Source organism: Actinomyces sp. 432 (assembly GCF_009930875.1).
GTDB lineage: Bacteria > Actinomycetota > Actinomycetes > Actinomycetales > Actinomycetaceae > Actinomyces.
Genome location: NZ_CP025249.1, coordinates 2,669,023 through 2,696,019, shown reverse-complemented (window position 1 = coordinate 2,696,019; position 26,997 = coordinate 2,669,023). Strand labels below are relative to the sequence as shown.

22 protein-coding genes and 3 pseudogenes are annotated in these 26,997 nt (G+C 69.2%); 13 read left to right on the top strand and 12 right to left on the bottom strand.

Annotation, left to right across the window (positions count from 1 at the left end; genetic code table 11):
* Positions 1-3: 3 nt before the first annotated feature.
* The 8 genes from folP to panD all read left to right on the top strand — a co-directional run bounded on the left by folP (position 4) and on the right by panD (position 8,707).
* Positions 4-885, top strand: a complete 882-nt coding sequence (gene folP / locus CWT12_RS11295) for a dihydropteroate synthase (RefSeq protein ID WP_442862532.1) — start codon at positions 4-6, stop codon at positions 883-885.
* Positions 882-2,639: a 2-amino-4-hydroxy-6-hydroxymethyldihydropteridine diphosphokinase gene (folK, locus tag CWT12_RS11290; RefSeq protein WP_161924877.1), complete on the top strand. Its 1,758-nt coding sequence runs from the start codon at positions 882-884 to the stop codon at positions 2,637-2,639. The genes folP and folK overlap by 4 nt, the downstream gene beginning before the upstream one ends.
* Positions 2,639-3,124 carry a DUF3180 family protein gene (locus CWT12_RS11285; protein WP_161925463.1) on the top strand — a complete coding sequence of 162 codons (486 nt, stop codon included), beginning with the start codon at positions 2,639-2,641 and terminating at the stop codon, positions 3,122-3,124. The genes folK and CWT12_RS11285 overlap by 1 nt, the downstream gene beginning before the upstream one ends.
* A gap of 147 nt (positions 3,125-3,271) precedes the next feature.
* Positions 3,272-4,213 carry a Rossmann-like and DUF2520 domain-containing protein gene (locus CWT12_RS11280; protein WP_161925462.1) on the top strand — a complete coding sequence of 314 codons (942 nt, stop codon included), beginning with the start codon at positions 3,272-3,274 and terminating at the stop codon, positions 4,211-4,213.
* Positions 4,214-4,270: 57 nt separating this feature from the next.
* A complete protein-coding gene (gene panC / locus CWT12_RS11275) occupies positions 4,271-5,272 on the top strand; it encodes a pantoate--beta-alanine ligase (protein ID WP_161924876.1) in 1,002 nt (333 codons plus the stop codon).
* Between the two features lie 316 nt (positions 5,273-5,588).
* Entirely contained in the window at positions 5,589-6,113 is a 525-nt protein-coding gene (locus CWT12_RS11270; protein WP_161924875.1) for a PH domain-containing protein, read from the top strand.
* Positions 6,110-8,095, top strand: coding sequence for a PH domain-containing protein (locus tag CWT12_RS11265; RefSeq protein WP_161924874.1), 1,986 nt, complete (start codon positions 6,110-6,112; stop codon positions 8,093-8,095). Before CWT12_RS11270 ends, CWT12_RS11265 begins: the two co-directional genes overlap by 4 nt.
* A gap of 156 nt (positions 8,096-8,251) precedes the next feature.
* Complete coding sequence (gene panD / locus CWT12_RS11260; protein WP_161924873.1) at positions 8,252-8,707, top strand: aspartate 1-decarboxylase; 456 nt, start codon at positions 8,252-8,254, stop codon at positions 8,705-8,707.
* A gap of 282 nt (positions 8,708-8,989) precedes the next feature.
* On the opposite strand, the gene CWT12_RS14135 is transcribed toward panD, so the two are convergent.
* Entirely contained in the window at positions 8,990-9,928 is a 939-nt protein-coding gene (locus tag CWT12_RS14135; protein WP_237564167.1) for a hypothetical protein, read from the bottom strand.
* A 294-nt stretch (positions 9,929-10,222) separates the two neighbouring features.
* On the opposite strand from CWT12_RS14135, the pseudogene CWT12_RS11250 reads away from it, so the two are divergent.
* Positions 10,223-11,892, top strand: a pseudogene (locus CWT12_RS11250) (lysine--tRNA ligase).
* A 131-nt stretch (positions 11,893-12,023) separates the two neighbouring features.
* On the opposite strand, the gene CWT12_RS11245 reads toward CWT12_RS11250, so the two are convergent.
* The 9 genes and pseudogenes from CWT12_RS11245 to CWT12_RS11205 all read right to left on the bottom strand — a co-directional run bounded on the left by CWT12_RS11245 (position 12,024) and on the right by CWT12_RS11205 (position 19,878).
* Positions 12,024-12,707, bottom strand: a complete 684-nt coding sequence (locus CWT12_RS11245; RefSeq protein ID WP_161924872.1) for an HAD family hydrolase — start codon at positions 12,705-12,707, stop codon at positions 12,024-12,026.
* 126 nt (positions 12,708-12,833) lie between these two features.
* Positions 12,834-15,056, bottom strand: a complete 2,223-nt coding sequence (locus CWT12_RS11240; RefSeq protein ID WP_161924871.1) for an ABC transporter permease — start codon at positions 15,054-15,056, stop codon at positions 12,834-12,836.
* On the bottom strand, positions 15,053-15,868 hold the full coding sequence (locus CWT12_RS11235) for an ABC transporter ATP-binding protein (protein ID WP_161924870.1): 816 nt from the start codon (positions 15,866-15,868) through the stop codon (positions 15,053-15,055). The genes CWT12_RS11240 and CWT12_RS11235 overlap by 4 nt, the downstream gene beginning before the upstream one ends.
* Positions 15,865-16,389: a PadR family transcriptional regulator gene (locus tag CWT12_RS11230; RefSeq protein ID WP_161924869.1), complete on the bottom strand. Its 525-nt coding sequence runs from the start codon at positions 16,387-16,389 to the stop codon at positions 15,865-15,867. The genes CWT12_RS11235 and CWT12_RS11230 overlap by 4 nt, the downstream gene beginning before the upstream one ends.
* 279 nt (positions 16,390-16,668) lie before the next feature.
* A complete protein-coding gene (locus CWT12_RS11225) occupies positions 16,669-17,364 on the bottom strand; it encodes a zinc transporter (protein WP_161924868.1) in 696 nt (231 codons plus the stop codon).
* 131 nt (positions 17,365-17,495) lie between these two features.
* Positions 17,496-17,846 (bottom strand): annotated as a pseudogene (locus tag CWT12_RS11220) (DUF6318 family protein); the annotation flags it as partial.
* The gene (locus tag CWT12_RS11215; protein ID WP_161924866.1) at positions 17,807-18,211 is read right to left on the bottom strand and encodes a hypothetical protein; all 405 of its coding nucleotides are present in this window, start codon (positions 18,209-18,211) and stop codon (positions 17,807-17,809) included. The pseudogene CWT12_RS11220 and the gene CWT12_RS11215, both read right to left, overlap by 40 nt.
* Before the next feature lie 339 nt (positions 18,212-18,550).
* Positions 18,551-19,210, bottom strand: a complete 660-nt coding sequence (locus CWT12_RS11210) for a pentapeptide repeat-containing protein (protein ID WP_161924865.1) — start codon at positions 19,208-19,210, stop codon at positions 18,551-18,553.
* Between the two features lie 5 nt (positions 19,211-19,215).
* On the bottom strand, positions 19,216-19,878 hold the full coding sequence (locus CWT12_RS11205; RefSeq protein ID WP_161924864.1) for an ATP-binding protein: 663 nt from the start codon (positions 19,876-19,878) through the stop codon (positions 19,216-19,218).
* 263 nt (positions 19,879-20,141) lie between these two features.
* Between CWT12_RS11205 and CWT12_RS11200 the strand changes: the two genes are divergently transcribed.
* Genes CWT12_RS11200 through CWT12_RS11185 form a run of 4 tightly spaced genes read left to right on the top strand, consistent with a single transcriptional unit; the run spans position 20,142 to position 23,655 of the window.
* Entirely contained in the window at positions 20,142-21,353 is a 1,212-nt protein-coding gene (locus CWT12_RS11200; protein WP_161924863.1) for an ROK family transcriptional regulator, read from the top strand.
* A gap of 48 nt (positions 21,354-21,401) precedes the next feature.
* A complete protein-coding gene (locus CWT12_RS11195; RefSeq protein WP_272927752.1) occupies positions 21,402-21,911 on the top strand; it encodes a PTS sugar transporter subunit IIA in 510 nt (169 codons plus the stop codon).
* Positions 21,908-22,180 carry a PTS sugar transporter subunit IIB gene (locus CWT12_RS11190; protein ID WP_161924862.1) on the top strand — a complete coding sequence of 91 codons (273 nt, stop codon included), beginning with the start codon at positions 21,908-21,910 and terminating at the stop codon, positions 22,178-22,180. Before CWT12_RS11195 ends, CWT12_RS11190 begins: the two co-directional genes overlap by 4 nt.
* Positions 22,177-23,655 (top strand): PTS ascorbate transporter subunit IIC, encoded by a 1,479-nt coding sequence (locus CWT12_RS11185; protein WP_161924861.1) that lies wholly within the window; start codon positions 22,177-22,179, stop codon positions 23,653-23,655. The genes CWT12_RS11190 and CWT12_RS11185 overlap by 4 nt, the downstream gene beginning before the upstream one ends.
* A gap of 145 nt (positions 23,656-23,800) precedes the next feature.
* Here the strand turns inward: CWT12_RS11185 and CWT12_RS11180 are convergent.
* Together CWT12_RS11180 and CWT12_RS11175 are read right to left on the bottom strand one after the other, a co-directional pair.
* Positions 23,801-25,251: pseudogene (locus CWT12_RS11180) on the bottom strand (mannitol dehydrogenase family protein).
* A 121-nt stretch (positions 25,252-25,372) separates the two neighbouring features.
* Positions 25,373-26,689 carry an RbtT/DalT/CsbX family MFS transporter gene (locus CWT12_RS11175; protein ID WP_161924860.1) on the bottom strand — a complete coding sequence of 439 codons (1,317 nt, stop codon included), beginning with the start codon at positions 26,687-26,689 and terminating at the stop codon, positions 25,373-25,375.
* Positions 26,690-26,997: the final 308 nt, after the last annotated feature.

The window sequence follows — 26,997 nt, the reverse complement described above, 5'->3', positions numbered from 1 at the left end:
GGCGTGAACGCGATACCCATTACGGCCCCGGCGCCGCTGCCGCAGGCGCTTGCGGCGGCCTCCGCGGCCGGGCGCACCCTGGTGATGGGCGTCGTGAATGTCACCCCAGACTCCTTCTCCGATGGCGGCCGCTGGGACACCACCGAGCTCGCCGTCGCGCACGGGCACCAGCTGCTCGCTCAGGGCGCGGACATCCTCGACGTCGGCGGCCAGTCCACCCGCCCGGGCGCCGACCCGGTGACGGGGCGGGAGGAAAGCCGCCGGGTGCTGCCGGTTATCGAGGCGCTGGCCAAGGCGGGCGCGGTTGTCTCGGTCGATACCCTGCGCGCCGAGACGGCCGCCGCCGCAGTCGCCGCCGGCGCGCAGATCATCAACGATGTCTCCGGCGGGCTCGCCGACCCGGAAATGCATCGCGCCGTGGCCGCGGCGGGGGTCGTCTACATCTGTCAGCACTGGCGCGGTGACCCCGCAACCATGGACGCGCTGACCGATTACGGGGCCGCGGGCGTGGTAGCCGGGGTGGAGGCGGAGCTGCGCGAGCGTCTGTCCGAGCTTGACTCCGCCGACGTGCGCCCGGAGCAGATCGTGGTGGATCCGGGCCTCGGCTTCGCCAAGACGCACGCGCAGTCGTGGCAGCTGCTAGCCGCTACCGAGCGGCTCAGAAGCAGCCTGGGCCGCCCTGTCCTGATCGGCGCGTCGCGCAAGCGCTTCCTCGCCGCCGCCACCGTTCCCGAGGCCGCCGCCGACCCGCTCGCCCGGGACGCAGCCACCACCGCCACCACTGCCCTGGCCGCCGCCGCCGGCGCCTGGGCTGTCCGGGTCCATGAGGTCCCGGCCAATCGAGACGCCGTCCGCACCGCTTCCCTCTGGAAGGAACACCGATGAGCACCACTCAAGCCAACCCCGACAGGATCACGCTGAGAGGCCTGTCCGCCCGCGGCTACCACGGCCTGCTCCCCTTTGAGCGCACCGAGGGACAGCTGTTCACCGCTGACGTCGCGGTGTTCCTAGGGGAGCGCGGCACGGCGATAGCGGCCGTCACCGACTCAGTGACCGATGCGGTCAACTACGCGGACGTGGCCAAGGCGGTTGTCGGCATCATTGAGGGTGAGCCGGTCGGGCTGATCGAGACACTGGCCGAACGCATCAGTGATGCCGTACTCGCCTTCCCCCGCGTGACCGCGGTGGAGGTGACGGTCCACAAGCCCCAGGCGCCGCTGGATGTCGCCTTCGACGACGTGTCGGTCAGCATTTTCCGTGACGCTGACTCCGCTGCAGACGCCGCCGCGGACGCGCTCGCGGTAGCGCCGCCCATTGGTGCGCCGGAGCCGGCAGCAGCTCCGGCTGCGGCACTGGAGCCGGAGGCGGCCCCGGTTGCGGCGCCCGAGCCGGAGTGGTCGGCATCCGCTCCGCTGAGCGCGCCGCCGACGCCGGAGCCCGCCGTTGAGGCCCAGGTCGAGGTCCAGGCAGCGGAACCGCCTGCGGAGCCGGTGGGTGAGACCGAGGCGCCCGAGCCACTAGCGGCTCCGCCGTCGCCGCCGGAGGCACAGCCCGACTCCGACGCGGCCCTGCCCCTTCCGCCCCAGCCCAGTGCGTCGGAGCCGGTCTTCGCCGCGCCGGTGGACGCGGTCCCGCCGACTGGCGTACCGCAGGCGCCCGCCGCGCCCCAGCCTGACGCCGCGCCGGCGCCTCAGCCGCAGGTCGACCCACTCACCGTGCGCCCGCAGGCCCCCGCAGCAGTGGTGATAGCGCTGGGCGGTAACGTCGGCGGTGTTGTACCCGCCCTGCGCACCGCGGTGAACACGCTGCGGCAAACCGATGGGATCACGGTCACCGCCGTCGCCCCGCTGGCACGCACGGCCGCCGTAGTCGCGGACGGACAGGAACAGCCCGACTACCTCAACACGGTGGTGCTGGCTACCACGACCCTCTCCCCGCGTGAACTCCTGGGCGTGTGCCAGGGACTTGAGGCTGCGGCCGGGCGCGTACGCACACGGCCGCAGGGCCCGCGCACGCTGGACGCGGACATCATCACCTACGAGTCCGTCAGGTCGGCGGACCCCGAGCTCACCCTGCCGCATCCCCGCGCCGCCCAGCGGGCCTTCGTGCTGGCCCCGTGGGCACAGGCCGACCCCTTCGCCGAGATCGGTGACCAGTCAGTGGCCGCCTTGGCGGAGGCAGCCCCGGACCGTGATGGCGTGCGCTGGCTGGCTCTCGACTGGCTGGACTCCGATCACCTGCCCGCCCTGCCGACTGGGCAGTACGTCGCCCCGCCGGAGCCCGCGGAGGGCGCCGAGCAGGACGAGCCCCACAACGAGGCCCCACAAGCGGCGCCTGCGGAACCCGGGGATCCAGCCGCTCCGGTTGCTCCTGCTGCACCAGCCGCGCCTGCCGTGCCTGCCGCTCCTGCAGCACCCGGGGAGCCAGCTGCTCCTGCTGCGCCTGCGGGTCCTGCCGCACCTGCTGCACCGCAGCCCGTCACGCCCGGGGAGCCCGCCGCTCCCGCTGCACCAGCAGCCCCCGCCGCACCGAGCTTCCTGGGCGGCGCGATAGGCGGCAATGGTGACGACGATGAGCGCGCCTGGGCCGCTCCGCCCAATTGGAACGACGTCATCGGCCGCAACGGCCAGGGCATATGATGCGCCGCACGCGCTGGACGACGGTCCTCGCGTGCTTTATCGGTCCCGGTGTGCTCGCCTGGGCGGCATCGGATCTCATGCTGCGCCACCTCGGCTGGGTCGTCTCCTTGACGCCCTGGGGGGCGGCGGTCGCCATCGCCATCGCAGCGATCGTGCTGATCGCGGGCTTGGCGGTGCGGCGCCTGCGCGAGCACGAACCCACCTGGATGACCCCAACGGGGGCCGCCACCACGGCGGCCGCCGCGCAGGCATCCGCGCGGGTCGGCGCCGTCATCGGTGGCGTATACGCCGGAGGTCTCGCCGTCGCACTACTCCACCTGGACTCGCCGGCAATGACGTCCCTGGCGCGTTCGGCCGGCGCCTGCCTGGCGGCCTGCGTGGTGTGGACCGGCATCGGCCTGCTGGTTGAGCACTGGTGCGCGATCGGTGAGGATGATGACGACGACCTGCACTCCGGGTCCTCCCCGCATGGCAGCACAGCTTGAGCAGTCGCCGGGAGGGGCAGACCGGCGAACAGGACCCGCACGACGGCACTCGGGGCACACTCGCGTGCCGTGAGAGCATCGCCTCATGCCCACGACTCCCGGCCTGCCCCCGACGCCGCCCCCGGCCCCGAATCATCAGCGACCCCTCTGCCCCGCCCGGGTCGGCCCGGCCGGCTCGGAGTCGGCATCATCAGCGCCGGCCGGGTCGGCGCGGTGCTCGGCTCCGCCCTACGCGCGGTGGACCACCAGATCATCGGCGTGCACGCCGTCTCCGAGGCCTCGCGCGAGCGCGCCGAGCTGCTTCTTCCCGGCGTCCCCCTGCTGGACGTAGCGAACATTGTCGAACGTGCTGAGCTGGTACTCCTGGCCGTCCCCGACGACGCCCTGGCAGACCTCGTCCAGGGCCTGGCCGACCTGAAGCGCTGGCAGCCTGGACAACTGGTGGTGCACACCTCCGGCGCATACGGCGTAGGCGTGCTCGAGCCGGCTCGCCGCTGCGGCGCCATCCCACTCGCCATCCACCCGGCCATGACCTTCGGTGGCTTCTCCACCGACGTTGCACGCCTGGTCGGCTGCCCCATGGCCGTCACCGCCCCCGCCGCCGTACTGCCGATCGGGCAGGCGCTCGCAGTAGAACTGGGCGGGGAGCCATTCGTCCTGCCGGAGGACTCCCGGCCCGCCTACCACGCCGCCCTCGCGCACGGCGCCAACCACCTGGTGACGCTGGTGAACCAGGCGGTGCGCATCCTCTCGGCCGCCGGCGTGGAAGATGGCGCCGCCACCCTCGCCCCGCTGCTGTCCACCGCCCTGGATCGCGCCCTGAGAGAGGGCGAGGCAGGCCTGACGGGGCCGGTCGCGCGTGGCGACGCCGGCACGGTCCGTACCCACCTGGCGGCCTTGACCAAGCTGCGCGACGCCAACGGGCAGCGACTGGACGACGTCGTCGCAACCTACCGGGCGCTTGCCCAGGCCACCGTGACGCGCCGAGAAGAGACCGGCGCACTGGGTGCGCAACAGGCGCATGCGCTGCGTGAGGCCCTGGACGAGCCGCCGGAACCGCCACAAGCGCCCGCTGAGCCCGCCGGCTAGCGTTGCGCCTCAGGATCAGGCGGCGCAGGCAGGAACCGGATCATCTAGCGTTGGGTCATGACCGTCTCGACCACCCCGGACACGTCCTCCCACGCCGCCAACACCGTTCTCGCCCGGACCCGGGAGGAGCTCGCCGCAACCCTGGCCGGGGACAGCGCCCCGCGCGCCGTCGTCATGACCATGGGTGCCCTACACGAGGGCCACTTCGACCTCGTGCGCGAGGCGGCCCGCCGCGTAGGGGCGGGCGGCACCGTCGTCGTCACGATCTTCGTCAACCCGCTCCAGTTCGCGCCCGGTGAGGACCTGGACGCCTACCCCCGCACCCTGGAGGCCGACCTGGACGGCCTGGCCGCCGTCCTGACGGGGGCTGACGGGGCACTTTCGGTGGGGCGCCTGGTGGTATTCGCCCCCACCCCCGAGGTCATGTACCCCGACGGCGAGCCGCAGGTGCGCATCGACCCCGGTCCGTTGGCAACCGTCCTGGAGGGCCGCACCCGCCCCACCCACTTCGCCGGGGTGTGCCAGGTGGTGCTGTCCCTGATGCACTTGACCGCGCCGCGCTGGGCCATGTTCGGCCGCAAGGACGCCCAGCAGCTCGCCGTCGTGAAGGCCATGGTGCGCGACCTGGCGGTCCCCGTTGAGATCGTCCCCGTCGACATCCGCCGCGAAGCCGACGGCCTGGCCATGAGCTCACGCAACGCCTACCTGTCCGACGTCGAACGCGAGCGCGCGCTCGCGCTGTCGCGTGCGCTGGAGGCGGGGCGCGCGGCCGCCCGGGACGGTGCGAGCCCGGCCGCCATCCGTGCCGCCGCCCAGGAGGTGCTCGAGGCCGAGGCCGGCGTGGAGGTCGACTACGTCGCCGTCGTCGACCCCGACTCCTTCACTGACCTGGCCGGGGCGGGACTCGGCCTGGAGCCCCAGAACCAGCAGGAATCGGGCCGGGCGGGCACCGGGCAGTCGGAGAACACGCCCGGCCAGCACGCCCACGGCCTGCTGGCGCTCGCCGCACGCGTCGGCACCACCCGCCTGATCGACAACACGCTCGTCGAGCTGGGGTGAGTCCGCCGGCCCGCCGCGGGCCAGGGCGGGCGCCGGGTGCCGTCGGGCCCGGGCGGGCGGCACCACCCGGGGACCCGGACGGCACGAGGCATTCGGAGTCGCCGGCAGCAAGTCTGAACGGCGCCACCCAGGAGTCCGGCGGCATGAGGCATTCGGAGTCGCCGGTAGCAGGCCTGAACGGCGCCACCCAGGGGCCGGGTGGCACCCTGGCAGGAGCCGGGGCGGAAGTGGGTCCTACCGTGGGAGGATGCGGGTGCTCGCGCATGGTTGCGATGCTCGGTCTCGGTCCGACACGACACATCGCGTCAGGAGCAGCATGTACCCTTCCTCCCCTTCCTCCCCAGACTCCGCGCCTACAGCAGCCGATCCCTTCACGCCTGCAGGCATCCGCTTCCGCCCGGTCTCCGCACGCCTGAGCACCGCCCGCCTGGTGCTGAACCTGATTCTCAACGCGGTACTCCTGATCGGTTTCCTGGTTGCCGGAGTCTGGGTAAGCCCCTGGTTCCACATCGGGGCCGTACTTGCCGTTGTACTTACGGTGTGGGAGGCCTGGCTGATTCCCCGACAGGTGCGGGCCATGGGGTACGCCATGGCTGACGAGCACCTCCTGTGGCGCAAGGGCATCATGTTCCGCCACATCAGCGTGATCCCTTATGGGCGTATGCAGTTCGTGGATACCTCTCAGGGGCCGCTGGCCCGCCACCTCGGTATTGCGGAGGTCAAACTGCACACGGCGTCGGCCTCCACCGACGCGACCATCAACGGGTTGCCCGTCGCCGAGGCGGAGAGCCTGCGGCGCGTGCTGTCCGAACGCGGCGAGCAGAGGATGGCGGGACTGTGAACGTGTTTCCAGCTGCCTCCGGCGCCTCCGGCCTGCCGCAGAACGCCTCCGGCCTGCCGCAGAACGAATCCGCTCAGTCACATAGCGACGCTGCTCCGCTCCGCGGTGGCGGACGGCGTCGGGGAGGAGCCCGGCCCCGCGGCACCTCCCTGCCCGATGCCCGGCGCCAGAACGCCCAGGAACGGGGCATCTCTCTGCCGCCGGACGCGCAGTGGTCTCGGGTGCACCCCATCACCCCGCTGCTGGAGGGCTGGAAGATCGTCGGGGCGGTGCTGGCCTTCCTGCTGTGGCAGAACATCGAGTTGATCCTGGAGGCGTATTCGGCTGTTCAAAGCTACCGGGGCGACCTGCCGTCCAACCTGATCCTGAGCGTTGGGCTGGGAATGGTCGGCGTCCTGGCGGTCATTGGCCTCGGTCTGTGGCTCTCCTGGCGGATGCGCGCATACGCCGTCGACCATGACGCCGTCTACCTGCGCACGGGCGTCCTCAATCGGAAACTGCGCACCGCGCGGCTGCCGCGCATCCAGTCCGTCGACATCATCCACCCGCTGCTCGGCCGTATCTTCGGGCTGGGGCGGCTGAAGGTGGAAGTGGCCGGCGGTGGCGATTCGCACGTACTGATCGGATTCCTGCGGACGCGCGAGTTGGAGGAGCTGCGTGATCGGATCCTGTCGCTGGCGGCCGGAGCCCAGCTGCACGGCGAGGGTCAGGCAGTGGAGCAGAGTGCGAGCACGGGCCCGGGTCTGGAGCGGCTTGGCGAAGTCGGCGAACCGTATGGGGATGCGGGGCCGCGCAGTCGCCTCGTTGACTCCGACGGGGCGGCGGGACCGGTTTCCGCGGGGCGCGGGATGCATGCCCCCGGGGAGCTGGGACGCGCACCCAGGGAAGCGCCCAGCTCTGGCGGGGACCAACTCGCGGGAGCCGCGGCGGGCCGGTCGGTGCCCCGCGGATTCGAGGACGCCGTGGCCGCGCAGCCGATCCCGAAGGAGCGGCTGTCCGCCGCCGAGCACTACCTGTATGAGGTGGACTCCCGCATCCTGATCGGCTCCATGCTCCGCTCCGGAGTGACCCTGGCGACCGCCGCGGTGCTGGTCGGCTTCCTGGTGCTGGTAGCCGTGTGGCTGAGAATCGAGGCTTTTCAGGACACCAGGGCGCTGGCGGTGTTCTTCAGCGTGCTGCCCATGCTGACCATACCGCTCGGTCTGGGGGCTTACGCATGGAGCCGCTTCGACAAGGGGTGGCGCTTCCGCGCCGCGGCCACGCCTGCGGGGATTCGAACGCGCTTCGGGCTGACTGCGGAGACCTCCTCCACACTCCCTCCTGGCCGGGTGCATGGCGTGCAGATCGAACAGGGGCCGCTGTGGCGTGGGCCCGACTGGTGGCGAGTGGAGGTAAGCGTTGCCGGGCGCAGCGCCGCCGAGGTCAAGTCCTCCGGGGTAGAGGACACCGGGGCAAATGTGCTGCTGCCCGTGGGGCGGCGCGAGACCGCCCTGCGGGCACTGTGGCTGGTGGTGCCCGACTTGGGCGTCGCCGATCCGGATGCATTTCTGGAGGTGGCTCTTACCGGGAGCGATCATGACGGGGTGGGCGATGTGGACTTGGATTCCGGCGCCGCAGGACGCGGCTTCATTCGCATCAGTCCGCGCGGACGTCTGTTCTCACCTTTGGCGTGGCGACGCGAGGCGGTCGCACTGACCGACACCTGCGTGGTGCTGCGGCTTGGTCGGTGGCGGCGGCGCGTCAGCGTGATCCCCTACGAGCGCATCCAGTCGCTGCGGCTGGTGCAGGGGCCCTTCGCGCGGCGGCGCGGCCTGGCCGCGCTGCATCTGGACATGGTGGATGCGGAGATCGGCCGTTCCTTGAGCAACCTGGACCTGAACGATGCCGCCAGCATTGAACGCGTCATCTCCGAGCGGGCGCTGCGGCGCCGCCGGCGCGAGCGCCTGGACCGCTGGCTCGCTCGCGCCACCGAGGTCGGTTGATATGACCGTCGAGGTCGGTAGTAGTTACGTGCCGAGGTCGGTTGAAGTGGCGTGGCGGCCCGCTCCTTACTGTCCAGGGACCGTTGTCCTCCTCACGCTGTCTTCTCTGTCACGACACTGCGTTGGGCCAGTCTGGTGCGTCTACGCTTGTGAGCGATGAGTAGTCGCACTAGGACGATGATGACGTCCAAGATTCACCGCGCCACAGTGACGCAGGCCGACCTGGACTACGTCGGCTCGATCACCGTGGACGCGGATTTGCTGGACGCGGCGGACCTGCTGCCCGGCGAGCGGGTGGACATCTGCGACTGCACCAACGGCAGCCGCCTTTCCACGTACGTCATCCCCGGCGAGCGCGGCGCGGGGGAGATCTGCATCAACGGTGCCGCCGCTCACCTGGTCAGTCCCGGCGACATCGTGATTCTCATCGGCTACTCCCAGCTGAGTGATGACGAGGCCCGCAACTATCTGCCGCACGTGGTGTTCGTTGATGAGAACAACCAGATTGTCGAGCGCGGCACCGAGCCCGGACAGATTCCCGCGGACTCCGACGTAGCCCGCCTCCAGGGCTTGCGGTCCTCTGGTCTGCCCCTGGCTGCGGTGCGTGACTGAACTGCGCATTGCTAACTGTTGGGCAAGTCGAGCCGATGCCGTGTCCTCGTTTCCCGACGGCACTAGCGGACCATACGGAGCCGGATCTCCTGTTGAGCGCCACCGCTGACGGTTCGCGCACGTTGGGAGTAGGGGCGGCGCACGCTTAGGGATGAAGACTCCGGCGTGCGATATACCCAAATATGGCTAGATTCCAGGGAAAAGTGATGGTTGCCCGAAAATCGGGGCGGTTGGTTGATGTAGCTCCAGCGTGCGCCGACATCCTCGGCGCACGCTGGAGGCTTAGCGCGCCCCCGCAGCCCGACAAAGATTCCGCATTATTCCGGGGTTTTGGGGAAGGGCAACGCGAACTGAGCGTGCGGCACCCAGGATCGCCTGCGCGACTATGCGGCGAATACGCTCCTCTCCGGCCGCAACATCCTGTCCGGTCAAGCGCACGGGCACGTAGCCGGCGGCGAGCGCAGCCTGGTCGCGATGGCGATCAAGCGCGAACTGCTCGTTCGACGAGTGGAACTCCCAGCCGTCCGTCTCTACGATCAGCCATCCCTCAACCAGCATGTCAACCTCCCCTATCCCCTCGACGATCACCCCGGTGTCCACCGACAGGTTGATGTCACGTAGTGCGAGCCTGGTACGAGTCTCCAGAGGGGACCGCGTAGCAGGTTCTGCGCGTTCCAACCGTTGTTTGGCCTTGGCGCTGTAACGCCCGGTCAGAAGCTCCGCGACTTCCGCTTTCGTGGTGTCGCCGCGGTGGAGTGCAGCATCCGCAACGCATATGGCGTCGAGCTCATCAAGGCATTTCAGGCAGCAGGCTACGACCTCGGCCGGAACCACCAGGGGGAAGCCGTCCACAGTCATCGGTGTGAGTTGTGTTTTCCGATGCACGACTACGTCGCTCAAGTCACGGTGCGGGCTCGATCTGACTCCGCGATTACTGGGCACCGCCAGGTGCAGCGATTCGGGCTTGCCCCACATGGGGTAGCCGAGTACCTCGGCGGCGCTCGCGCAGGTCAGGTGCGCTCGAAACTGCCTGCACTTGACGATGCGTGGATCTGTTCCTGGGATCGCGAGGAATCTCGGTGCGGGGCGGTAGAGCAGCTCGGCCGCGAGGGCGGCCTCGACGGCGCGCTTGTCCTGCGCACCGCGGACGACCTCATCGTCGTACGCCGCGCCGTTCAGGGTCGCGACGCGTTCCAGCAGGAGCTCGAGCTTGATGTCCATGAACGAATGATGACCTCGTGCCCGCCGAGTCGTGTAGCCCCAAGCGCCTGCCTGTGGATAACTCTCCAACAGCGGCGGAGAGCAGTCGTAACCTGTGGATGAAAGTATGTGCGAGTTCGCCGGGCCTCGGCCCAGATGTGGGACGGGACAACAGCTTGGGCGAGTGACCGTCCTGGCCAACACGGTCATGCCAACCAGGCGGAACGGGGCGGTCGCAGCCACGGTGGCCGACACCGGTGAAGCCGGTGGTCGCCGGGTGTGGGGCGCTCGGGCTGAGCGGTTAGACTCGCGCGCGTGAGTGAAGCCCTCGACAACCAGCAGACTTCCGCGCCGCGGGCCGCCGAGCCGAGCGCATCCCGGCCCGAGCCCAGGCAGGCCGCCCCGTCGTCGGGCGACCAGTTCCGGATCAGGTCCGACAAGCGCGAGCGCCTGCGCGAAGAGGGCTGGGAGCCGTACCCGGTTTCCGTGCCGCTGACCACCACGATCGCCGCCGTGCGCGAGCGCTACGGCCACCTCCAGGCCGGCGAGGAGACCGAGGACGTCGTGGGGGTCGCCGGGCGCGTGGTCTTCCTGCGTAACACCGGTCGGCTGTGCTTCGTCACCCTGCAGGACGGTGCCGGCGCGACTCTTCAGGCGATGCTGTCGGCTAAGTCCCTGCCGGGCGAGGGCCACTCGAGTCTCGCTGCGTTCAAGACTGATGTCGACCTGGGCGATCACCTGTTCGTCCGCGGGCACGTGGGCGCCTCCCGCCGCGGCGAGTTGTCCGTCTTTGCCGAGCCGGAGCTATGCGCGGACGCCGACCCCGCGGACCTGACCAACCTGGGTGACGACTCCGTCGCCACCCCCGCGTGGCGCATCGCCTCCAAGGCACTGCGGCCCCTGCCCAAGACTTGGACCAACGAGGCCGGTGAGGCGGTGACGCTCTCGGAGGAGCAGAGGGTGCGGCGTCGGGAGCTGGACCTGCTCACTCGCCCGGCCGCCCGCGACATGGTGCGCACGCGGGCCGCCGTCGTGCGCAGCCTGCGGGAGAACTTCTACGGGCGCGACTACGTCGAGCTGGAGACGCCGGTGCTGCAGGCGATTCACGGTGGCGCCGCCGCCCGGCCGTTCGTCACGCACATGAACGCGCTAGACATGGACCTGTACCTGCGCATCGCCACCGAGATCTACCTCAAGCGGGCCGTGGTCGGCGGAGTGGACCGGGTCTTCGAGATCGGCCGGATCTTCCGCAACGAGGGCATGGACTCCTCCCACTCCCCGGAGTTCGCGGCCCTGGAGGCCTACGAGGCCTACTCCGACTACAACGGCATGGCCGAGCTGACCCAGAACCTGGTGCAGCAGGCGGCCCGCGACGCCTTCGGCCTGAGCGAGGGCGAGGAGATCGTGCGCCTGGCCGACGGCACCGAGTACGACCTGTCCGGCCAGTGGCGCAGGCTCGACCTGTACACCTCCGTGTCCGAGGCGGTGGGGGAGGAGATCACCGTCGCCACCCCCGCGAGCAGCTGGTCCGGATTGCGGAGCGGCTCGGCCTGGAGGTCGACGACTACGCCGTGGCCGGCAAGATCGTGGAGGACATCTTCGAGGAGACGGTCGGCAACGACCTATGGGAGCCGACCTTCGTCTTCGACTTCCCCGAGGACACCTCCCCGCTGACGCGCTACCACCGCTCCCGTCCGGGACTCACCGAGAAGTGGGACCTGTACATCCGCGGCACCGAGACGGCTACCGCCTACTCAGAGCTGGCCGACCCGGTCATCCAGCGCGAGCGCTTTGAGGCGCAGGCGCTGGCCGCTGCGAAGGGGGACCCGGAGGCAATGGTGCTGGACGAGGACTTCCTGGTGGCCATGGAGCAGGGCTTCCCGCCTTGCGGCGGCATGGGCATGGGTGTGGACCGGCTGCTTATGGCCCTGACCGGGCAGGGCATCCGCGAGACCATCACCTTCCCCCTGGTGCGGCGGGGCTGAGTCGGCCGGGCGGGTCGAGTCGGCCCGCCCGACGACGACGCGCACCTCCCACGGTTCGGTCGCGCCGCGCCGGGCGCATGGGGCATAGCGGCAGTCGGTCAGGCCACGCTCGTGAGTGGGCGTACTTCTCGTCACCGCTCAAGGAGCGCGGGCAGTTCACTCAGCGACTTGATGCAGCCCTGGATGCGGCTGATGTCGGACCGGTCCAGGTGGAACGCCCGCCAGCCTGCGGCGCGTGCCCCGAGCACGTCGATTTCGACGTCGTCGCCGATGTAGGTGAGTTCCGCGCTCGATGCGTTGAGCACCTCGGCTGCCCGGTCTAATGCCTCCCGGTGAGGTTTTGCGGCCCCTAAGGAGTCGGAGGTGAGCACGCAGGAGAAGAACTTGCGGACGCCGATCCGCTCAAGCTTTAGGTCCTGCTGCCGGTACTCACCGTTGCTGAGCACCGCGAGCTTGAAGCCGCGGTTGCGTAACTCCTCCAGGCACGGCAGCGCATCGGGGTAGGCCCGCCAGGCACGCTCGTACTCGGCCAGGTAGTACGTGAAGAGCTGGTCCAGCTGCGCCTCGCCGTCGACTGTCATCCCCAGCGCCGTGAGCAGCTCCGCCATGCGGAGGTGTCGCTGCTCGGTAAAGCTAATGTTCCCGTCTCGCCATGCCGTGAAGTGCTCCTGCTCTGCCCGAATCCAGGCGTGGTGCAGCGACGGCGTAGGGTCGATCCCCATCAGGCGAAGAAAGTTGTCCAGGGCGTCGTCTGCCGCTGCCCTGTGGCCCATGAGCGTCCCGTCGATGTCAAAGACGATGACCGTGCCGGTCATGGGGCGATCCTCCTGATGATTCATAACGGACCACATCGCGATTCCTGTGCGTTGTTTACTACGCGCGCTCCGCGCTGATGCGTGCCCATTATTCGACGCTTCAGGGGAAGCGGATGTGTCGGTAACTCACTCGAACCGTACCGTCGTGGAGGCAACCATCCGGGACGCCGCCCGCGTGCTCGCCAACACGGCGACGCCGACCAGTGCCAGACACGCGCCGAGCACCACGTAGTAGGAGGCCGCAGGCCAACCGACTCCCCGCGACGAGATACCGACGATGACGATCCACGCCGTGTACACCGCCGCACCGATGCACAGCGCCAGCACGGTGATCACGGGGAGCAACATCTCCCAGGCGGTGGCCCGCCGCAGGGTCTGGTGGGGCATCCCGATCAGCCGCAGCAGTGACAGCACCCGGCGCCGCGCCAGCAGTGAGGAGACGGTGGACACCGCCAGCGCCGCCGCCGACACCCCCGCGGCGATGAGTATGCCGATATAACCCAGGGCGGCGAACTGGTTCTCCAGCGCGGAGTCGGAGGCGACCACATTGTCGAAGCGTGAGATCGGGTAGTGGGTCAGCCCTTCACCCATGGCGGTCACCACGGCGGTGCGCGCCCGCTCAACCGAGGCCGCTTCGCCGTCGGTGGCGACCAGCAGCGTGGCCGCGGCATCGGTCTCGGGAGCGGTAAGCGGTCGCGGATCCGCGACGTCGTTGACGAGCCAGTCCCAGGACACGCTCACCCACTGCGAGTCCATGGTCGCGCCCGAGGAATCGGCGTTGAAGGCGCCCAGGGCGCGGGCGTCCGCCGTCCGCAGGGCGAGCCGCGGGGAGGTGTCCTCGGCGCCATACGGCGCCTCCCGGGCGACGACGACGGCGCTCACGCCCTCGACCTGCGCGATCTGCGGGGCCGCCTGCTCGAGCGCGTCCGCGGCGCCGGGCTCGGGCAACGTATACAGCGTCGTCGGCGCCAGGTAACCACTGCCCTGGTTGAGTTCCGGGGTGCCGGCCGCGGCGGTGACGGCTACAGCGAACAGTGTCACCGCGTACACGGCGACGACGAGGCCGCCGACGGCGCGGAAGGCCGCCCTGGGATGCTGGACCATCCTGCCCAGACCGATCACCTGCGCCGCGTTGCGGGCGCGGCGTTGCACCAGGCGAGCAGCCCATGAGGTCAGCAGGGGACCGGCCCACAGCAGTCCCAGCATGGTCAGCACGAATGAGGCCACCAGCAGAGGGGCGATGGGAATGTCAACGGCTGTTCCTTCACCGGTGTCTACGGCGTTGGCGAGAACCCGCACCGCCGTCAGTCCCGCAAGACCGAGCAGCAGGGGCAGGAGGGAGAGTAGACGCGGCGGGCGTTCGCGGCGTTCGCGGGAGGCACCCAAAGGGCCGACATCGGCCCGCAACGTCGTCCACCAGGTCACCACCGCCGCCATCAGGGGGATGGCGACGACGGTTGCGCCGATGACTCCCGGCGAGGTCAGCAGATCGCGTGGGAAGAAGGTCGAGGAGCCGATCTCGATGCGTGCCGCCAGCGGGATGAGGAAAAGATACAGGACGACACCGAGCAGTGCTCCCAGCAGGGCCGTCACGGCGGTCTCCGCCGCGGCGATCCGCGCTACTCGTCCAGGAGTGGCGCCGATCAGCCGCAGGGTGGCGAAGCGCTCTGCGCGCTGAGCCGCACCGAGACCGGTGACGATGGCGATCAGCAGCAGCACCGGTACCAGCACGGCGATCGCTCCGATGATGGCGACGATCCGGTAGGCCGTGGAGGCGTAGTCGTAGCCGATGAACTCGGTAACCACTTGGGGAGCGCTCATACCCTCCCACGCCAGCACGCGTGACTGCTCCACCCCGAGCACCAGTACCAGGGAGTCCGGCCCCTCGATAGCGTCGTCGGACAGGACTCCCACTTGCTCGCCGTAGCGCTCGCCCAGCTGGTCTGCCGGCGCGGCATCGATGAGTTCGGCCAGGGCGGGGGAGGCGAGGTACTGGCCCGGGTGGGGGACGACGTCGGAGCCGGGGATCCGCACCCGGGTGTCCGGTGTGGCGGCGACCATGAGGATGGTGATCAGGTGATCCTCGTAATGGTCGATGTCCGATACGGCGGCGGCCGTCTCCGGCGTTAAGACGGTGTCCGCCGCCAGTACCTGCCTCACCCCCGGATCAGTCACCATCAGGTCGGTCCAGGTAGAGCGCTCCGAACGCACCCCGAATGCTTGTCCGGCGGCGGCCAGCAGCAGGAAGAGTGCGACGCCGATCATGACGCCCGCGGTAATACCCGCAAGACGGCGGCGAGCGGCACGGTCTCCGGCCACCACCAGGCGGGTCAGGGGGAGCGTGGTCATCGTGCCTGCTCCTCGCCGTCGGACCGAGCTGCGACGAGCAGGCCGTTGTTGAGGCTGACGCACCCGTCGCGGATGATCACCTCGCGGTCGGCGTAGGCGGCGACGCGGGCGTCGTGAGTGACGATCACCAGAGCGGAGCGCGCCGCACGCGCGGCCTTGAGCAGGGCGCCCATCGTCTGCTCGGCGGCCAGGGAGTCCAGGGAACCGGTGGGCTCGTCCGCGAACAGGATGCGCGGCGAAGTGACCAGGGCGCGGGCGACGGCGACGCGTTGTGCCTGCCCGCCCGAGAGTTGCGTGGGCAGCTTGTGCTCGTGCTCGCCCAGGTCGAGGGCCGTCAGTTGGGTATGCGAGCGTTCCAGGGCCTCCCGGCGCGAGACGCCCGCCAGCAGTAGCGGCAGCGTGACATTGTCCAGCGCCGACAGGTCCGGCAGGAGCTGACCGAACTGGAAGATGAAGCCGAACTCCGCGAGGCGCAGGCGGGCGCGTGCGGCCTCATTCAGGGTGGCAACGTCGCGGCCGCCGTAGAGCACGCTGCCGGCGTCGGGTGTCAGCACTCCCGCCAGCACGTGCAGCAGCGTGGACTTGCCCGACCCGGAGGGGCCGGTAATGGCCAGGACCTCGCCCGCGGCGATGTCGAGGTCGATGCCGCGCAAGGCGCGGGTGGCGCCGAAGGCAAGCTCCAGTCGGCGCGCCCGCACGATCACCTCGGGTGCCGAGGCGGGGGAGGACGTGGATGAAGCGGCTCCTGTAGGCGCTGCAGACGGCAGGGCTGAAACGGATACGGAGGATGAGTCTGAGGGTGCGGTGCTCATGCCCGAACCTCCCGGCGCAACTCGTTGAGGCGGGCAGCGGTTAGGTCGATCCAGCGCAGGTCCGCCTCCAGGTGGTAAAGGGCGTGGTCGGCGACGAGGATCGTGTGCAGGTCGGCCCCCTCCTTGCGGCGGGTGAGCTCCCGCATGCGCTGGGTGTGGGCGGCGCGTTGCAGGTCCAGGAGGTGCTCGGCGTCGTCGTCGAGCAGGATGGCGATGATGGTCTTGGCAAACAGGTCGGCCTGAATGGAGTCGGAGGGGACCTCGGGGCTGCGGATCCACTCCTCCACGGCGGCGCGTCCGGTTTCGGTGATCTCGTAGCGTTTGCGTTCCGGTCCGGCACCGGCTTCGGCGCCGAGCTGGACGATGAGACCGTCGCGCAGCAGTCGGGCGAGGGCGGCGTAGACCTGGCCGAAGGCGAGCGGCTTGGTGTCGGCGAACCAGCGGTCCCAGTGCGTCTTGAGGTCGTAGCCGTAGCCGGGGCCGGTGCCGAGTAGGCCGAGAAGCGTGAGGCGGGTATCCATGAGTGTGACTATACACGCGAAGTATACCTGTGGCGTGTAGATGAGTGTGGGTCGGTTGGGCGCTCGCTAGTCGAAGTTCGGCTGAGCAAACTGTCCGAGATTGGCATGAATGTCCGCGGATGGCCCTCTCGCGTCTTGCGGAGCCGTTGGGATCGTGCGGTTTGGAGGCGGCGCTGGTTCGGGGTGGGGTGGGGTTTGTGCCGCTCTTGGACATCTTGGACAGTTGCGGTGGCTGTGGTGCCTCTGGCTGGGCCCGCCCGGGTGGTGGTGTGGGTGGGTTTAGTGTTCTTGTTGGGTTTCGGCTTGGTCGGTGAGGTAGGTGATGGTGCGGACGATGTTGTATGGGGTGGTGGTGTTGGTGGTGGTGATGGTTCCGGTGATGGGGGTGGTGGTGCCGCCTGCGGGGGTGTAGGTGGCTTTCCAGGTGGTGGTGAGGGTGGTGGTTACGTCTTGGGCGGTGTGGGTGTAGCGGTGGGTGTTGGTCTGGCCCGGCCAGGGGGCTCCGGGGTCGGTGGTTGTGGTGGTGGTGCCGTCGCCCCAGTTCCAGGTGTAGGTGGTGGGGGTGGCGTGGATGGTGACGGGGGTGCCGGCGATGGTGGTGGTTAGTACCTGGGTGTCGGGGCTGGTGTAGGTGATGAAGTCCTTGGTTAGTAGTACTTCTGGGCCTGGGGGCTGGCGGGTGATGCCGGAGCCGTCGGCTAGGAGGGTGGCTGCGTCGGTGGCGGTGACGGTGGTGACCGTGGTGGTGCCCTGGGCGGGTGCTGCCTGGGGGGCGTCTAGGCACTTGAACATGAAGGGGCGTACGCCGGCGGGGGAGGACATGGTGCCGTAGGGGCACTGGTGGGTGGGTGGCCCGTACTCGTAGGTTCTGCCGTTGTCCTGCGCGGGGGCGGGGTTGGCGTAGTAGCCCCCGCCGACCGGCGCGCCCGGGGTGGAGTAGACCACCTCGTAGGACGTCCTACCCGTAACAGTCACAGAATTACCGTGTGATTCGGTATGGTAATCTGTCGAAGGCGGAGAGGCGGCGGCGGTTGAACTTACGAATGCCATCAAATAAAATGTCGCCACGATCGCCGTGGTCCGGCGGAATATAGTTAAATGAACTCTCATTTGGAATCTCCTGCGTCTTCGATGTCGACGATTTCTACGCTCCACGTCGAGTTCTTCCAGAGCATCTGAATTAGAAGGATTTCGTCTGCCCCTTCGGTATGCGTGACCTCTACTCCGTCTCCGGAATGTGTTGAGTGGACGTCGAAGCTTGTTTTTGCGCGTACGACGTAGCGGTTGGGGTCGTCCTGGTCGGTCCACCACTCCAGGGGGGTGATCTCCTGCTCCCACGGGTCGACCCAATTACCTGCTTCATGGCGATTAGCTACGTCATCTGCCACGTTGTTGCAGAATTCGCAGTTGTCGTCGCTCATCTTCTTCCAGGCGTCCAGGTCGCCGGTGGCGTAGACGTACGGGTAGAGGTTGAGGAAGTATGTGGCTGCCTGGGCTGCGCCGTCGGGGGTGAACTCGGGGTGTAGGCCTGGGGCTTGTCCATGGCCAGGGCGGTGGCCCTGGCGGCGGCCTGCTGGGGTGAGAGCGTGGGTGTAGCGCTAGCGCTGGCTGTGGCGGGTGGGGTCCAGGTGGGGGTGTAGGTGGTGCGGTTGGCGGCGTGTGAGCAGCCGGCGCCCAGTAGGGCGAGGCAGATGGCCAGTGCGCCGGCTCGGCGCACGTGATCCGCTCGGCGCGCAGGTTTCGGCGCATGGGGGTGTGCGGCAGCGGCGCGGGCCTGGTGGTGGCGGGTGCTGGCGTGTGGCTTGCTTGGGTGCGTGGGCATGTTGGGGGTGGCCTCCTCGATGAGGACCCGGGCGGGACTTGCTGGGGCTTCGGCTTGGCGTTAACGCACGCAACCGTAGCGTGACCAACAGCCGCGGCGCTACTGGCTCCATCGCGCCTGTGGAAAACCCATCACATTCCGGGCCGGCCGTGGTACCGGGCGCGCGGCCCGGGGCCGCATCTTGCTACCAGCGCTTGTGCGCCCGTACCGACCTACCTTCACCGGTACAGACCTACCTTCACCCGTACCGACCTACCTTGGGCCCTATGAGCGACCGAACTCGGTGCGCAACTTCGACCGAACTCGGCGAGGCGAAGAAAGACTGGCGGGGAGCGGCGGTTAGATGACACGAAGGCCCACATGCGCGGCGAGCGCGGGCGCGAGTTCCGCGAGTTGCTCGGCACCCACCCAGGCACCGCGCAGGCCCGCGGCGTCGTCGAGCTGATTGAGCGTGAGTCCACGCAGGTCCACGTCTTTGAGCCGACTCTCCCGGATCCGCAGCTCGCCCACACGGCAGTCCTCGAAAGCGACCCGGTTGAGCGTGGCGGCAGTCAGGTCGAGCGTGTCCAGCGCGCAGTCGCGCAGGCGCACATCCAGCAGATTGCTCCGTCCCAGCCCCAGGAAACCGATGCGGCAGCCCTCAATCAGCACGCTGCGCCACTGCGCGTCATGACATTCGCAGGCCCCGACCCGGGAGGACTCCCAGGACACCTCACGCCACACCGACCGCTGCGCGTGCAGTTCGGAGGCGGTCAAGCGGTCCACGCGTGACTCCGCCAGGCGCAACTCCTCAAGATGAGCGCGATCGGCCCGCACGTCCTCAACTACGCACTCGACCAGCTCCAACCCGCGCAGATCCACCCCTGAGACATCGACGCCGCTGAGGCGCGCTCGGTCGACGTAGCCGCCCGCCCGCAGGACGACGGCGCCGACGGGCTCAAGATCCCGCGGCCGGATCGGTTTCGCCCGGGGCGGCCGGGGAAGCGGGGGACGAGGCACGGGACTTAGGCGGCGTCGTCGGCCCGCGACTGCTGGACGTCCGCGCCGAGGTGGCGAGCGATAGTCGCCTCGCACTCGGCGCGGTCAACCGGGCGGCAGCCCTTCGCCGCCCAGCCGGCGATCTTGGCGGGCTCCTCGCGGGCGAGCCGGAGGCCACGACGCAGCAGCACGTGTACCGGCTTACGGTGCTCGGCCAGGTCGCGGCGCAGTCGGAACCACCAGGTCTGCAGGCGTGGGCGCCGCAGTACGAGCGCATCGGCCAGTACGCCGGCCTCCCGGCAGCGGTCAACGAGCTCCGCGGCGAACACGCCCTCCGCGACGAAGGCCGGCAGGGCGTCGACGTCGAGGGTCGTGTAGTCGACCGTGGCGTTATCCGGGATTGAGTACACGGGCACGGTCGCCGTGCCCGTGGCGCACAGGTCGAGGATTGCGGTCATTGCCCGGTCTGCGTCCCATGAGGCGGGGTTGTCCCAGTCGATGGCGCTGTGGGCCTCGGCCCGGGTGACGCCTTCAGCGCCGGAGACGCCGCCGTCCAGCAGCGGCATGCCCGGCTCGTCGCCGTCGCGGTAGAAGTCGTCGAGTTTGAGCCGACGCGCGCCGCAGCGCCGCAGCAGGGACGTCTTACCGGAGCCGGACGGGCCGGCAAGCAGGATGACGCGGGTGCTCACGGTGCCCAAGGCTAGCCTGCCGGGCGGGTGCAGGTGGGCACGGCTGCGTTGTCGGGAAATGCAAATGCGGATCGGGGCGGGCGGGGTGAATCACGCGAACACGGGTTCACTGCCCGGGGCCGTCAGGAAGCCGGCGCGCGGGGCCCTGACCGGGCGCGCGGGGCCCTGACCGGGGCGCGGTGGCGTGATCTCGATCCTGGGGCTGCCGCCGATTGCGGCGGATTGGGTACTATCTCGGCGAGGGGCAAGCGTGAGGCGGCGTGATGGGCAACGTTCGAGAGGCTGAGACCAGCGAACTCCTCGGGCTGATCCGTCGCGGAGAGGCGACTACCCGGCCCGAGCTTCAGGATCGTCTGCAGCTCTCGCGGGTCACGCTGGGCAAGCGGCTCGACGCGCTGCTGCGCTCGGGGCTGGTGGATGAGGCCGGGCAGGACGCCTCAACCGGTGGCAGGCCGCGCACGGTCTTCCGGATTCGCCCCGGCTGCGGCGCGCTGCTAGCCGTCGACATTGGCAGCGCGCGCACCCGCCTGGCGGTGACGGACTTCGCGGGGACGATCCTGGTGCGCGATGACCGGCTACTGGACCTCTCCGGTGGTCCTGGCGCGGTACTCCCGTGGGTCCGTCGTCGTCTGCAGGCAATGGTCAAGCAAATCGGTGCCACGGGTAGCGTCCTGGGTGCGGGAGTATGCGTTCCCGGCGCGGTCGACCCCCTCTCGGGGCGCCTGGTCCACCCCGCGCTGATGCCCGGCTGGCACGGCGTGGACATCGCCGCGGAGCTGACGGGAGACTTCGATGGTGTCCCGGTGGCCGTGGGCAGCGACGTGCAGGTGACCGCACTCGGCGAGTACCGGATGCGCTGGTCCAGCTCCGACGACATCGTCCTGGTCAAGGCGGGCGAGGGGATCGCCGCGGCCGCCGTGATTAATGGCGTCGTGCGCACGGGCGCCACCGGGGCGGCCGGAGAGATCGGGCACATGCGGATTCCGGAGGGGCGGCAGTGCCGTTGCGGGCGATTCGGCTGCCTGGAGTCGGTGGCCGGTGGCTGGGCCCTGCGGGAACGGCTGAGCGCGGCCGGCTGGACGGTGGACAGTAGCGAAGAGCTCTCCGGGCTCGCCCTGCGCGGGGACTCACTGAGTATCGAGCTGCTCGAACTGTCTGCGCGACTCGTGGGCCGTGCGCTAGCCCCGGTCGTTGCGGTTCTCAATCCCTCCGCGGTGGTGGTTGCCGGTGCCCTCGCCGACGGCGGAGCAGTGTTCCTGGACCCGCTGCGGGCCGCCCTTGACGCCGTCGGGCCGCAGGAGGCCACTCGGCCGCTCGTGATCGCCTCGGCGCAGTTAGGGGCGGACGCCGGCGTCGTTGGCGCGGCGCTGCTGGCCCAGGATCTACTGACTGCCCCCGCCCATCTGGACATGCTGCTGTCCCGGGTGACCTCGCGGCGACCGGCTCCAGACAGTTTTGTAAAGCTCTTTACATAACGGGCCTGCGGCCGGTATCGTCATGCTCACCGGAACCCACCGGCCCATATGACGAGAAGAGGCAATGATGGCCGCTCTCACTCTGTCCACCGCCTTACCGGATACCTCCTTCCGGCTCGACGTCGACGCGACCGACTGGCGCGGCGCACTCCGGCTCGCGGGCGAGGGCTCACCGCTTCCGGGGCGGCGACGCCCGAATACACCGAGGAGATGATCGCGGCCGTTGAGGAGCACGGTCCCTACATTGTGATCGCTCCGGGGCTCGCCTTGGCGCACTCGCGGCCCTCCCCGGCTGTGCTGCGCACCGGCATGAGCTGGGTGCGGCTGGTGCACCCCGTCGAGTTCGGCAGCCCGAACGATCCGGTGCGTCACATCATCGGCTTGGCCGCCAAGGACGAGCGCGAGCACCTGGATGTCATGGCCGCCCTCGCCCGCGCCCTGTCCGACCCCACCTCGCGCGCGGAGCTGGACCGTGCACCCACCCCGGCGGCGCTCCGCGGACTGCTTGACCCCAGCTCAACCGATACCACCACCTCTACCGGATTGGAAGAAGAATGAACATCACCTGCGTCTGCGGCATGGGCATCGGCACCTCGATGCTGCTGAAGATGAACGTCGAGCAGGCCGCCGCCTCGCTCGGCCTGGACGCCGACGTCTCCACCTCCGATATCGGCACCGCCAAGGGCGCCGCGCAGAGCGCCGACCTGATTATCACCTCCGCCGAGCTGGCCGAGGAGCTCACGGGCCTGTCCACCCCGATCGCCGTGGTCCACAACTTCACTGACATCTCTGAGATCGAGGCCGCCCTAAGGGAGAAGACCCAGTGAACGTGCTGGTTGCGGTACTCGACTTCATCAGCCAGGAGATCCTCAACGTTCCCGCCTACCTGATCGGTATCGTCGCAGCTGTCGGCCTGATCGCCCTGCGCAAGTCTGCCGGGCAGGTCATCGGCGGGGGACTCAAGGCCGCAATGGGCTACCTGATCCTCGGCGCCGGCGCCACGGTGGTGACCAGCTCCTTGGCCCCCTTCGGCGACCTCATCTTCAGGGTCACCGGGGCCCACGGCGTGGTCCCGACCAACGAGGTCATCACCGCCCAGGCCGCGAGCGAGTACGGGACCACCTCCGCCTACCTCATCGTGCTCAGCTTCTTGATCATGCTGCTGCTGGCCAGGTTCAGCCCGCTGAAGTACGTGTTCCTGACCGGACACCACATGGTGTTCATGGCGACGCTGCTGGCCGTGGTCCTCTCGGTGGGCTTCGGCCCCGGGCACTCCGCCCTCGTGGTAGTGATCGGCTCGGTGCTTATGGGCACCATCATGGTGGTGATGCCGACGTTCGCCCAGCCGTACATGAACCGGGTGACCGGGGATGACAAGCTGGCGGTCGGGCACTTCAACACGGTCGGTTACCTGTTGGCGGGCGCGCTTGGCAGCGCCGTCGGTAAGCGTTCGCGCTCTACCGAGGACATGAAGTTTCCGCAGGGGCTGCGCTTCCTGCGCGACTCCATGGTCTCGACGACGCTGCTCATGCTGGTCCTGTACCTGGTGTTCGCCGTCTGGGGGATTGTCGCCGTGCCCAAGGAGGAGCTAATGGGCGTCTTCGAGGGGGCTCAGACCTCCGACACCTACGGCTCCTACATCATGGCGGCCTTCGCCCAGGCGCTGCAGTTCGGAATCGGCGTCAGCATCATCCTGTACGGGGTGCGCATCATCCTCGGTGAGCTGGTTCCCGCGTTCCAGGGAATCGCCAACCGGGTGGTGCCCGGCGCCAAGCCCGCGCTCGACATCCCGATCGTATTCCCCTTTGGGCCCAACGCCTCCCTGATCGGATTCATCGCCTCCTTCGTGGGCGGTCTGGCGTCTTTGGCGCTGATTGCCGTCTGGTTCGGTCCTGCTTGGGGGATGGCGCTGATCCTGCCCGGCATGGTCCCGCACTTCTTCGACGGCGGCGGCGCCGGTGTATTCGGCAATGCCACAGGCGGGCGTCGCGGTGCGATTCTGGGCGGTTTCGTCAATGGCGTGCTTATCACCTTCCTGCCCGCCGCGCTGCTGACCGTCATGGGTTCACTCGGTTTGGCCAATTCCACCTTTGGTGACGCCGACTTCGGCTGGTTCGGTTCGATCGTGGGGCTGCTCAGTCGTCTGGGGGCCGTCGGCGGCTCGCTCAGCGCACTCGCCTTCGGCGCGATCCTGTTCGCGGTTGCTTGGTGGTACCAGGTGCGACTGGTGAACACCGGCTGGCTGCCCGCCGCCGAGCGGGCGGCACGGCAGGAGGAGAACAAGGCGACGGCGGCCGGCTGATTCAGCGCGGCTCTGTTAATCCGACGCATCCGACGGGCCCGGCGACCAAAGTCGCCGGGCCCGTCATTGGTGCCGGTTTCGGTGTGTTACAAGTGCCGGTTTGGGCGTGTAACGAGTGCCGGTCTCGGTGAAGGGAGTCGGGTGATCATTCAGGCGAGCCGAGCAGGGCGCGCATGCGGGCGCGGGCGCCCTCACGCTTGAGCGCCGCCAGCTCCTCGGTGTAGGCGGTGCGGAATCGCTCGTCGTCGGCCAGGTCGCCGAAGATCTCCCGGTTGCCGATGAAGCCGAGCTCGTCGCCCGCCTCCTGCTTCTCCGCGAAGGGCCGCAGGTCGTCGGCCACCGGGATCGCCTCCCCGTTCTCGTCGGTGCCGAGCACCCCCAGCGACCAGGCGGCGCACATGGCCGCGCCCAGGCGGATCGGCCCGCCCGCGGCGAGGTTGTCGCGCACGGTCGGCAGCACGAACTTCGGCATGCCGGAGGGGCCGAACTGCGCCAGCCGCAGCAGCGTGTCCGCGATCGCCTCATTGGTGAAGCGCTCGAAGAGCGTGTCGATGTACTCATCCAGGTCGATGCCCGGCACGGGCAGCAGCCGCGGCCGCGCCTCGCGCTCCAGGTAGGTGCGCACCCAGGCGGCGATGTCGCCGTCGGCGGCGGCCGTGTGCGCGTACTCCATGCCCAGCAGCCGCCCCAGTGCGCCAGGCCCTGGTGGGAGGCGTTCAGCAGCCGCAGCTTCATCAGCTCGTAGGGGACGACGTCGTCGACCATCTGCACCCCGACCTCCTCGTAGGGTGGGCGCCCGGCGGGGAAGTCGTCCTCCAGCACCCACTGGGTGAAGGGCTCGGCCACCACCGGCCAGGCGTCCTCCACGCCCAGCTCAGCGCGCACCTCCTCAATATCGGCGGGGGTGGTCTGCGGGGTGATGCGGTCAACCATGCAGTTGGGGAAGGCGACGTTGGCGTCGATCCAGTCCGCCAGCTCCGGGTCGGACAGGCGCGCCTGGGACACGACGGCGGTGCGGGCGATCTTCCCGTTGCCGGGCAGGTTGTCGCAGCTCATCACGGTGAAGGGTGCGACCCCGGCCTCGCGGCGCAGCCGCAGCGCCTCCACGATGTAGCCGAAGGAGGTCTCCGGCTCGCGGGGGTTGGCGGCGTCGTGGGCGGCCCCGGGGGCCTCGGCACGGAAGGTGCCGGTGGCGTCGTCGATGTTGTACCCGCCCTCGGTGACGGTCAGGGAGACGATCCGCGTGGTGGCTGCGGTCATCACCTCCAGCACGCCGGCGCGGTCCTCGGGGGCGAAGCGGTAGTCGCAGATGGAGCCGATGATCGCCGGCTCGTGGTGGCCGTCGGGGTGCTTGAGGGTCAGGCTGTACAGGAAGTCCTGCCCGGTCAGGGCGTCGCGCATGCGGGCGTCCTGGGGCAGCAGGCCCACCCCGCAGATGCCCCAGTCCAGGGCCTTGCCCTCACGCATGAGCCGGTCGAGGTACATGGCCTGGTGGGCGCGGTGGAAGCCGCCCACGCCCATGTGGACGATGCCGGTGGTGATGGCGGAGCGGTCGTAGGTGGGGGCGAGGGGGGAGGCGGCGAGTGTGGTGGTCATGTTGACATCCTTGTCTTGGATCGGGTTTAGCGGTGCGGAGTCGGACGGGTTCTTGGGTCGGCTCCCGGCCGGGCCGCGGCAGGCGCCCCGGCCGGGTGATGACGGCGCTGCTGGTGCGGGATCAGGCGGTGACTGCCTCCTTGTGTGCGTCGGCGTCCTCGTCGCCGAAGGACTCGAGGATGCGGGCGTTGCCGGGCAGCTTCAGGGCGAAGCACAGGAAGAAGGAGATGACGTAGATGCCGGCCAGCGCCATGGCCACCCACAGGTAGCCGCCGGCGGTGGTCTCGTCACCCATCAGCAGGGTGACGATGGCGGGGCCCACGAAGGCGCCCAGTCCGGCACCGAGATTCAGGATGGCCAGCGCGTTGCCGGTCTCGCCGTGGGCGTGAGCGGTGATCAGCGGCGTGGTGGGTACGTGGGCGCTGAGCCCGATGCCGACGGCGGAGGTGCCCAGGGCGATCAGGAAGAAGTTCGGGCCCGCGACGATCGGGATCAGGTAGATGTAGGCCAGCGCCGCCGCCGTAATCGGGGTGGCGAACCACTGCAGGGTGTTGCGCCAGCCCAGCTTGTCACCGACCACGCCCCAGAACACGTCGCCAATGATGGCCACGAAGCCGAAGATGGAGAACTCCAGGATGGCCTGGGACTCGGGCATCCCGTAGACCTTGTGCAGGTAGACCACGTAGTAGGCCTGCATGCCGTACTGGCCGGAGAGGTTGATGACCTTCACGATGCCGCCGATGGAGACCTTCGGGTAGCGCCACAGCACGGACACGGCCGAGCCGACGGACTGCGCCACCGACTTGCCCTGGGTCTGCGCCGAGGAGGGGTGCATGCGCAGGAACAGCATGCCGATCACGCCGCCAACCGCGGCGAGGACCCAGCCGAGCCACAGGGTGGCGATGTGGCCGATGTGCGGCAGCAGCAGGCTGGAGAAGTAGGAGCCGAGCAGCTGCATGCCGAAGCTGAAGGCGAACCAGAACCAGCCGGAGACCGAGGACTGGCGTGCGGGCGGGGTCACCATCATGGTCCAGGTGAGGAACCCGTAGGCGAACATGGGATACCCGAAGCCGCGCATGCCGTAGAACAGCAGCAGCAGTGGCAGGTTGTGGCTGGGCAGGCCCACCGCGATGAACAGCGCGTCGAACACCAGGAAGGAGACCAGGCCGATCAGCATCACCCGGCGGCAGCCGATTGCGTCGCACAGGGCGCCAGAAAGGAAGGCTGCGATGGCCACCACTACGCCGTAGGAGGTGACGATCATTGAGGCCTGGGAGACGGCGAAGCCGACGGCGTCGCTGGACAGGTAGTTGGTGATCCACACCGCTTCGATCCCGTCACCGATCACGAAGATGATGACGGCCAGGAAGCCGGCCGCGAGGTTGGTGGGGAATCCGGTTTTCTGTATGGCTGCTATGAACCTGTTGGAGGAGGGCATCGTTGCTCGATCACCTTTGGTCGCTGGGTCAGGGCCGGCGTCCTTCGCCGGTAAACCCAGTTTGCGACCGGGAGGTGACCGCTTCGGTGACCGGTTGGGCACGTCAGGTTTACCGGTGTCCGGCTCCTCAAGCGCCTCGGCGACGCGGCTCAGGGCGCCCGCGAGGGGACGGCGGTTACCGAAGCCGGGCGTGCCGGTGACCGTTTCCGACAGCCTTCGCCCCAAGTGGGGACGGGAGCGGGCGAACTTGGGGCTGCAGTCGGCGGCGGCCTGGCCGCGCGCCGCCGGCTGGCGGCACCGGGTGGCTG

Bases quoted from the DNA above. Each gene is read 5' to 3' on its own strand.
- folK (WP_161924877.1), top strand. From the start codon at position 882: ATGAGCACCACTCAAGCCAACCCCGACAGGATCACGCTGAGAGGCCTG.
- CWT12_RS11285 (WP_161925463.1), top strand. From the start codon at position 2,639: ATGCGCCGCACGCGCTGGACGACGGTCCTCGCGTGCTTTATCGGTCCC.
- panC (WP_161924876.1), top strand. From the start codon at position 4,271: ATGACCGTCTCGACCACCCCGGACACGTCCTCCCACGCCGCCAACACC.
- CWT12_RS11270 (WP_161924875.1), top strand. From the start codon at position 5,589: ATGTACCCTTCCTCCCCTTCCTCCCCAGACTCCGCGCCTACAGCAGCC.
- panD (WP_161924873.1), top strand. From the start codon at position 8,252: ATGAGTAGTCGCACTAGGACGATGATGACGTCCAAGATTCACCGCGCC.
- CWT12_RS14135 (WP_237564167.1), bottom strand. From the start codon at position 9,928: ATGGACATCAAGCTCGAGCTCCTGCTGGAACGCGTCGCGACCCTGAAC.
- CWT12_RS11245 (WP_161924872.1), bottom strand. From the start codon at position 12,707: ATGACCGGCACGGTCATCGTCTTTGACATCGACGGGACGCTCATGGGC.
- CWT12_RS11240 (WP_161924871.1), bottom strand. From the start codon at position 15,056: ATGACCACGCTCCCCCTGACCCGCCTGGTGGTGGCCGGAGACCGTGCC.
- CWT12_RS11235 (WP_161924870.1), bottom strand. From the start codon at position 15,868: ATGAGCACCGCACCCTCAGACTCATCCTCCGTATCCGTTTCAGCCCTG.
- CWT12_RS11230 (WP_161924869.1), bottom strand. From the start codon at position 16,389: ATGGATACCCGCCTCACGCTTCTCGGCCTACTCGGCACCGGCCCCGGC.
- CWT12_RS11215 (WP_161924866.1), bottom strand. From the start codon at position 18,211: ATGCCCACGCACCCAAGCAAGCCACACGCCAGCACCCGCCACCACCAG.
- CWT12_RS11200 (WP_161924863.1), top strand. From the start codon at position 20,142: ATGGGCAACGTTCGAGAGGCTGAGACCAGCGAACTCCTCGGGCTGATC.
- CWT12_RS11195 (WP_272927752.1), top strand. From the start codon at position 21,402: ATGACGAGAAGAGGCAATGATGGCCGCTCTCACTCTGTCCACCGCCTT.
- CWT12_RS11190 (WP_161924862.1), top strand. From the start codon at position 21,908: ATGAACATCACCTGCGTCTGCGGCATGGGCATCGGCACCTCGATGCTG.
- CWT12_RS11175 (WP_161924860.1), bottom strand. From the start codon at position 26,689: ATGCCCTCCTCCAACAGGTTCATAGCAGCCATACAGAAAACCGGATTC.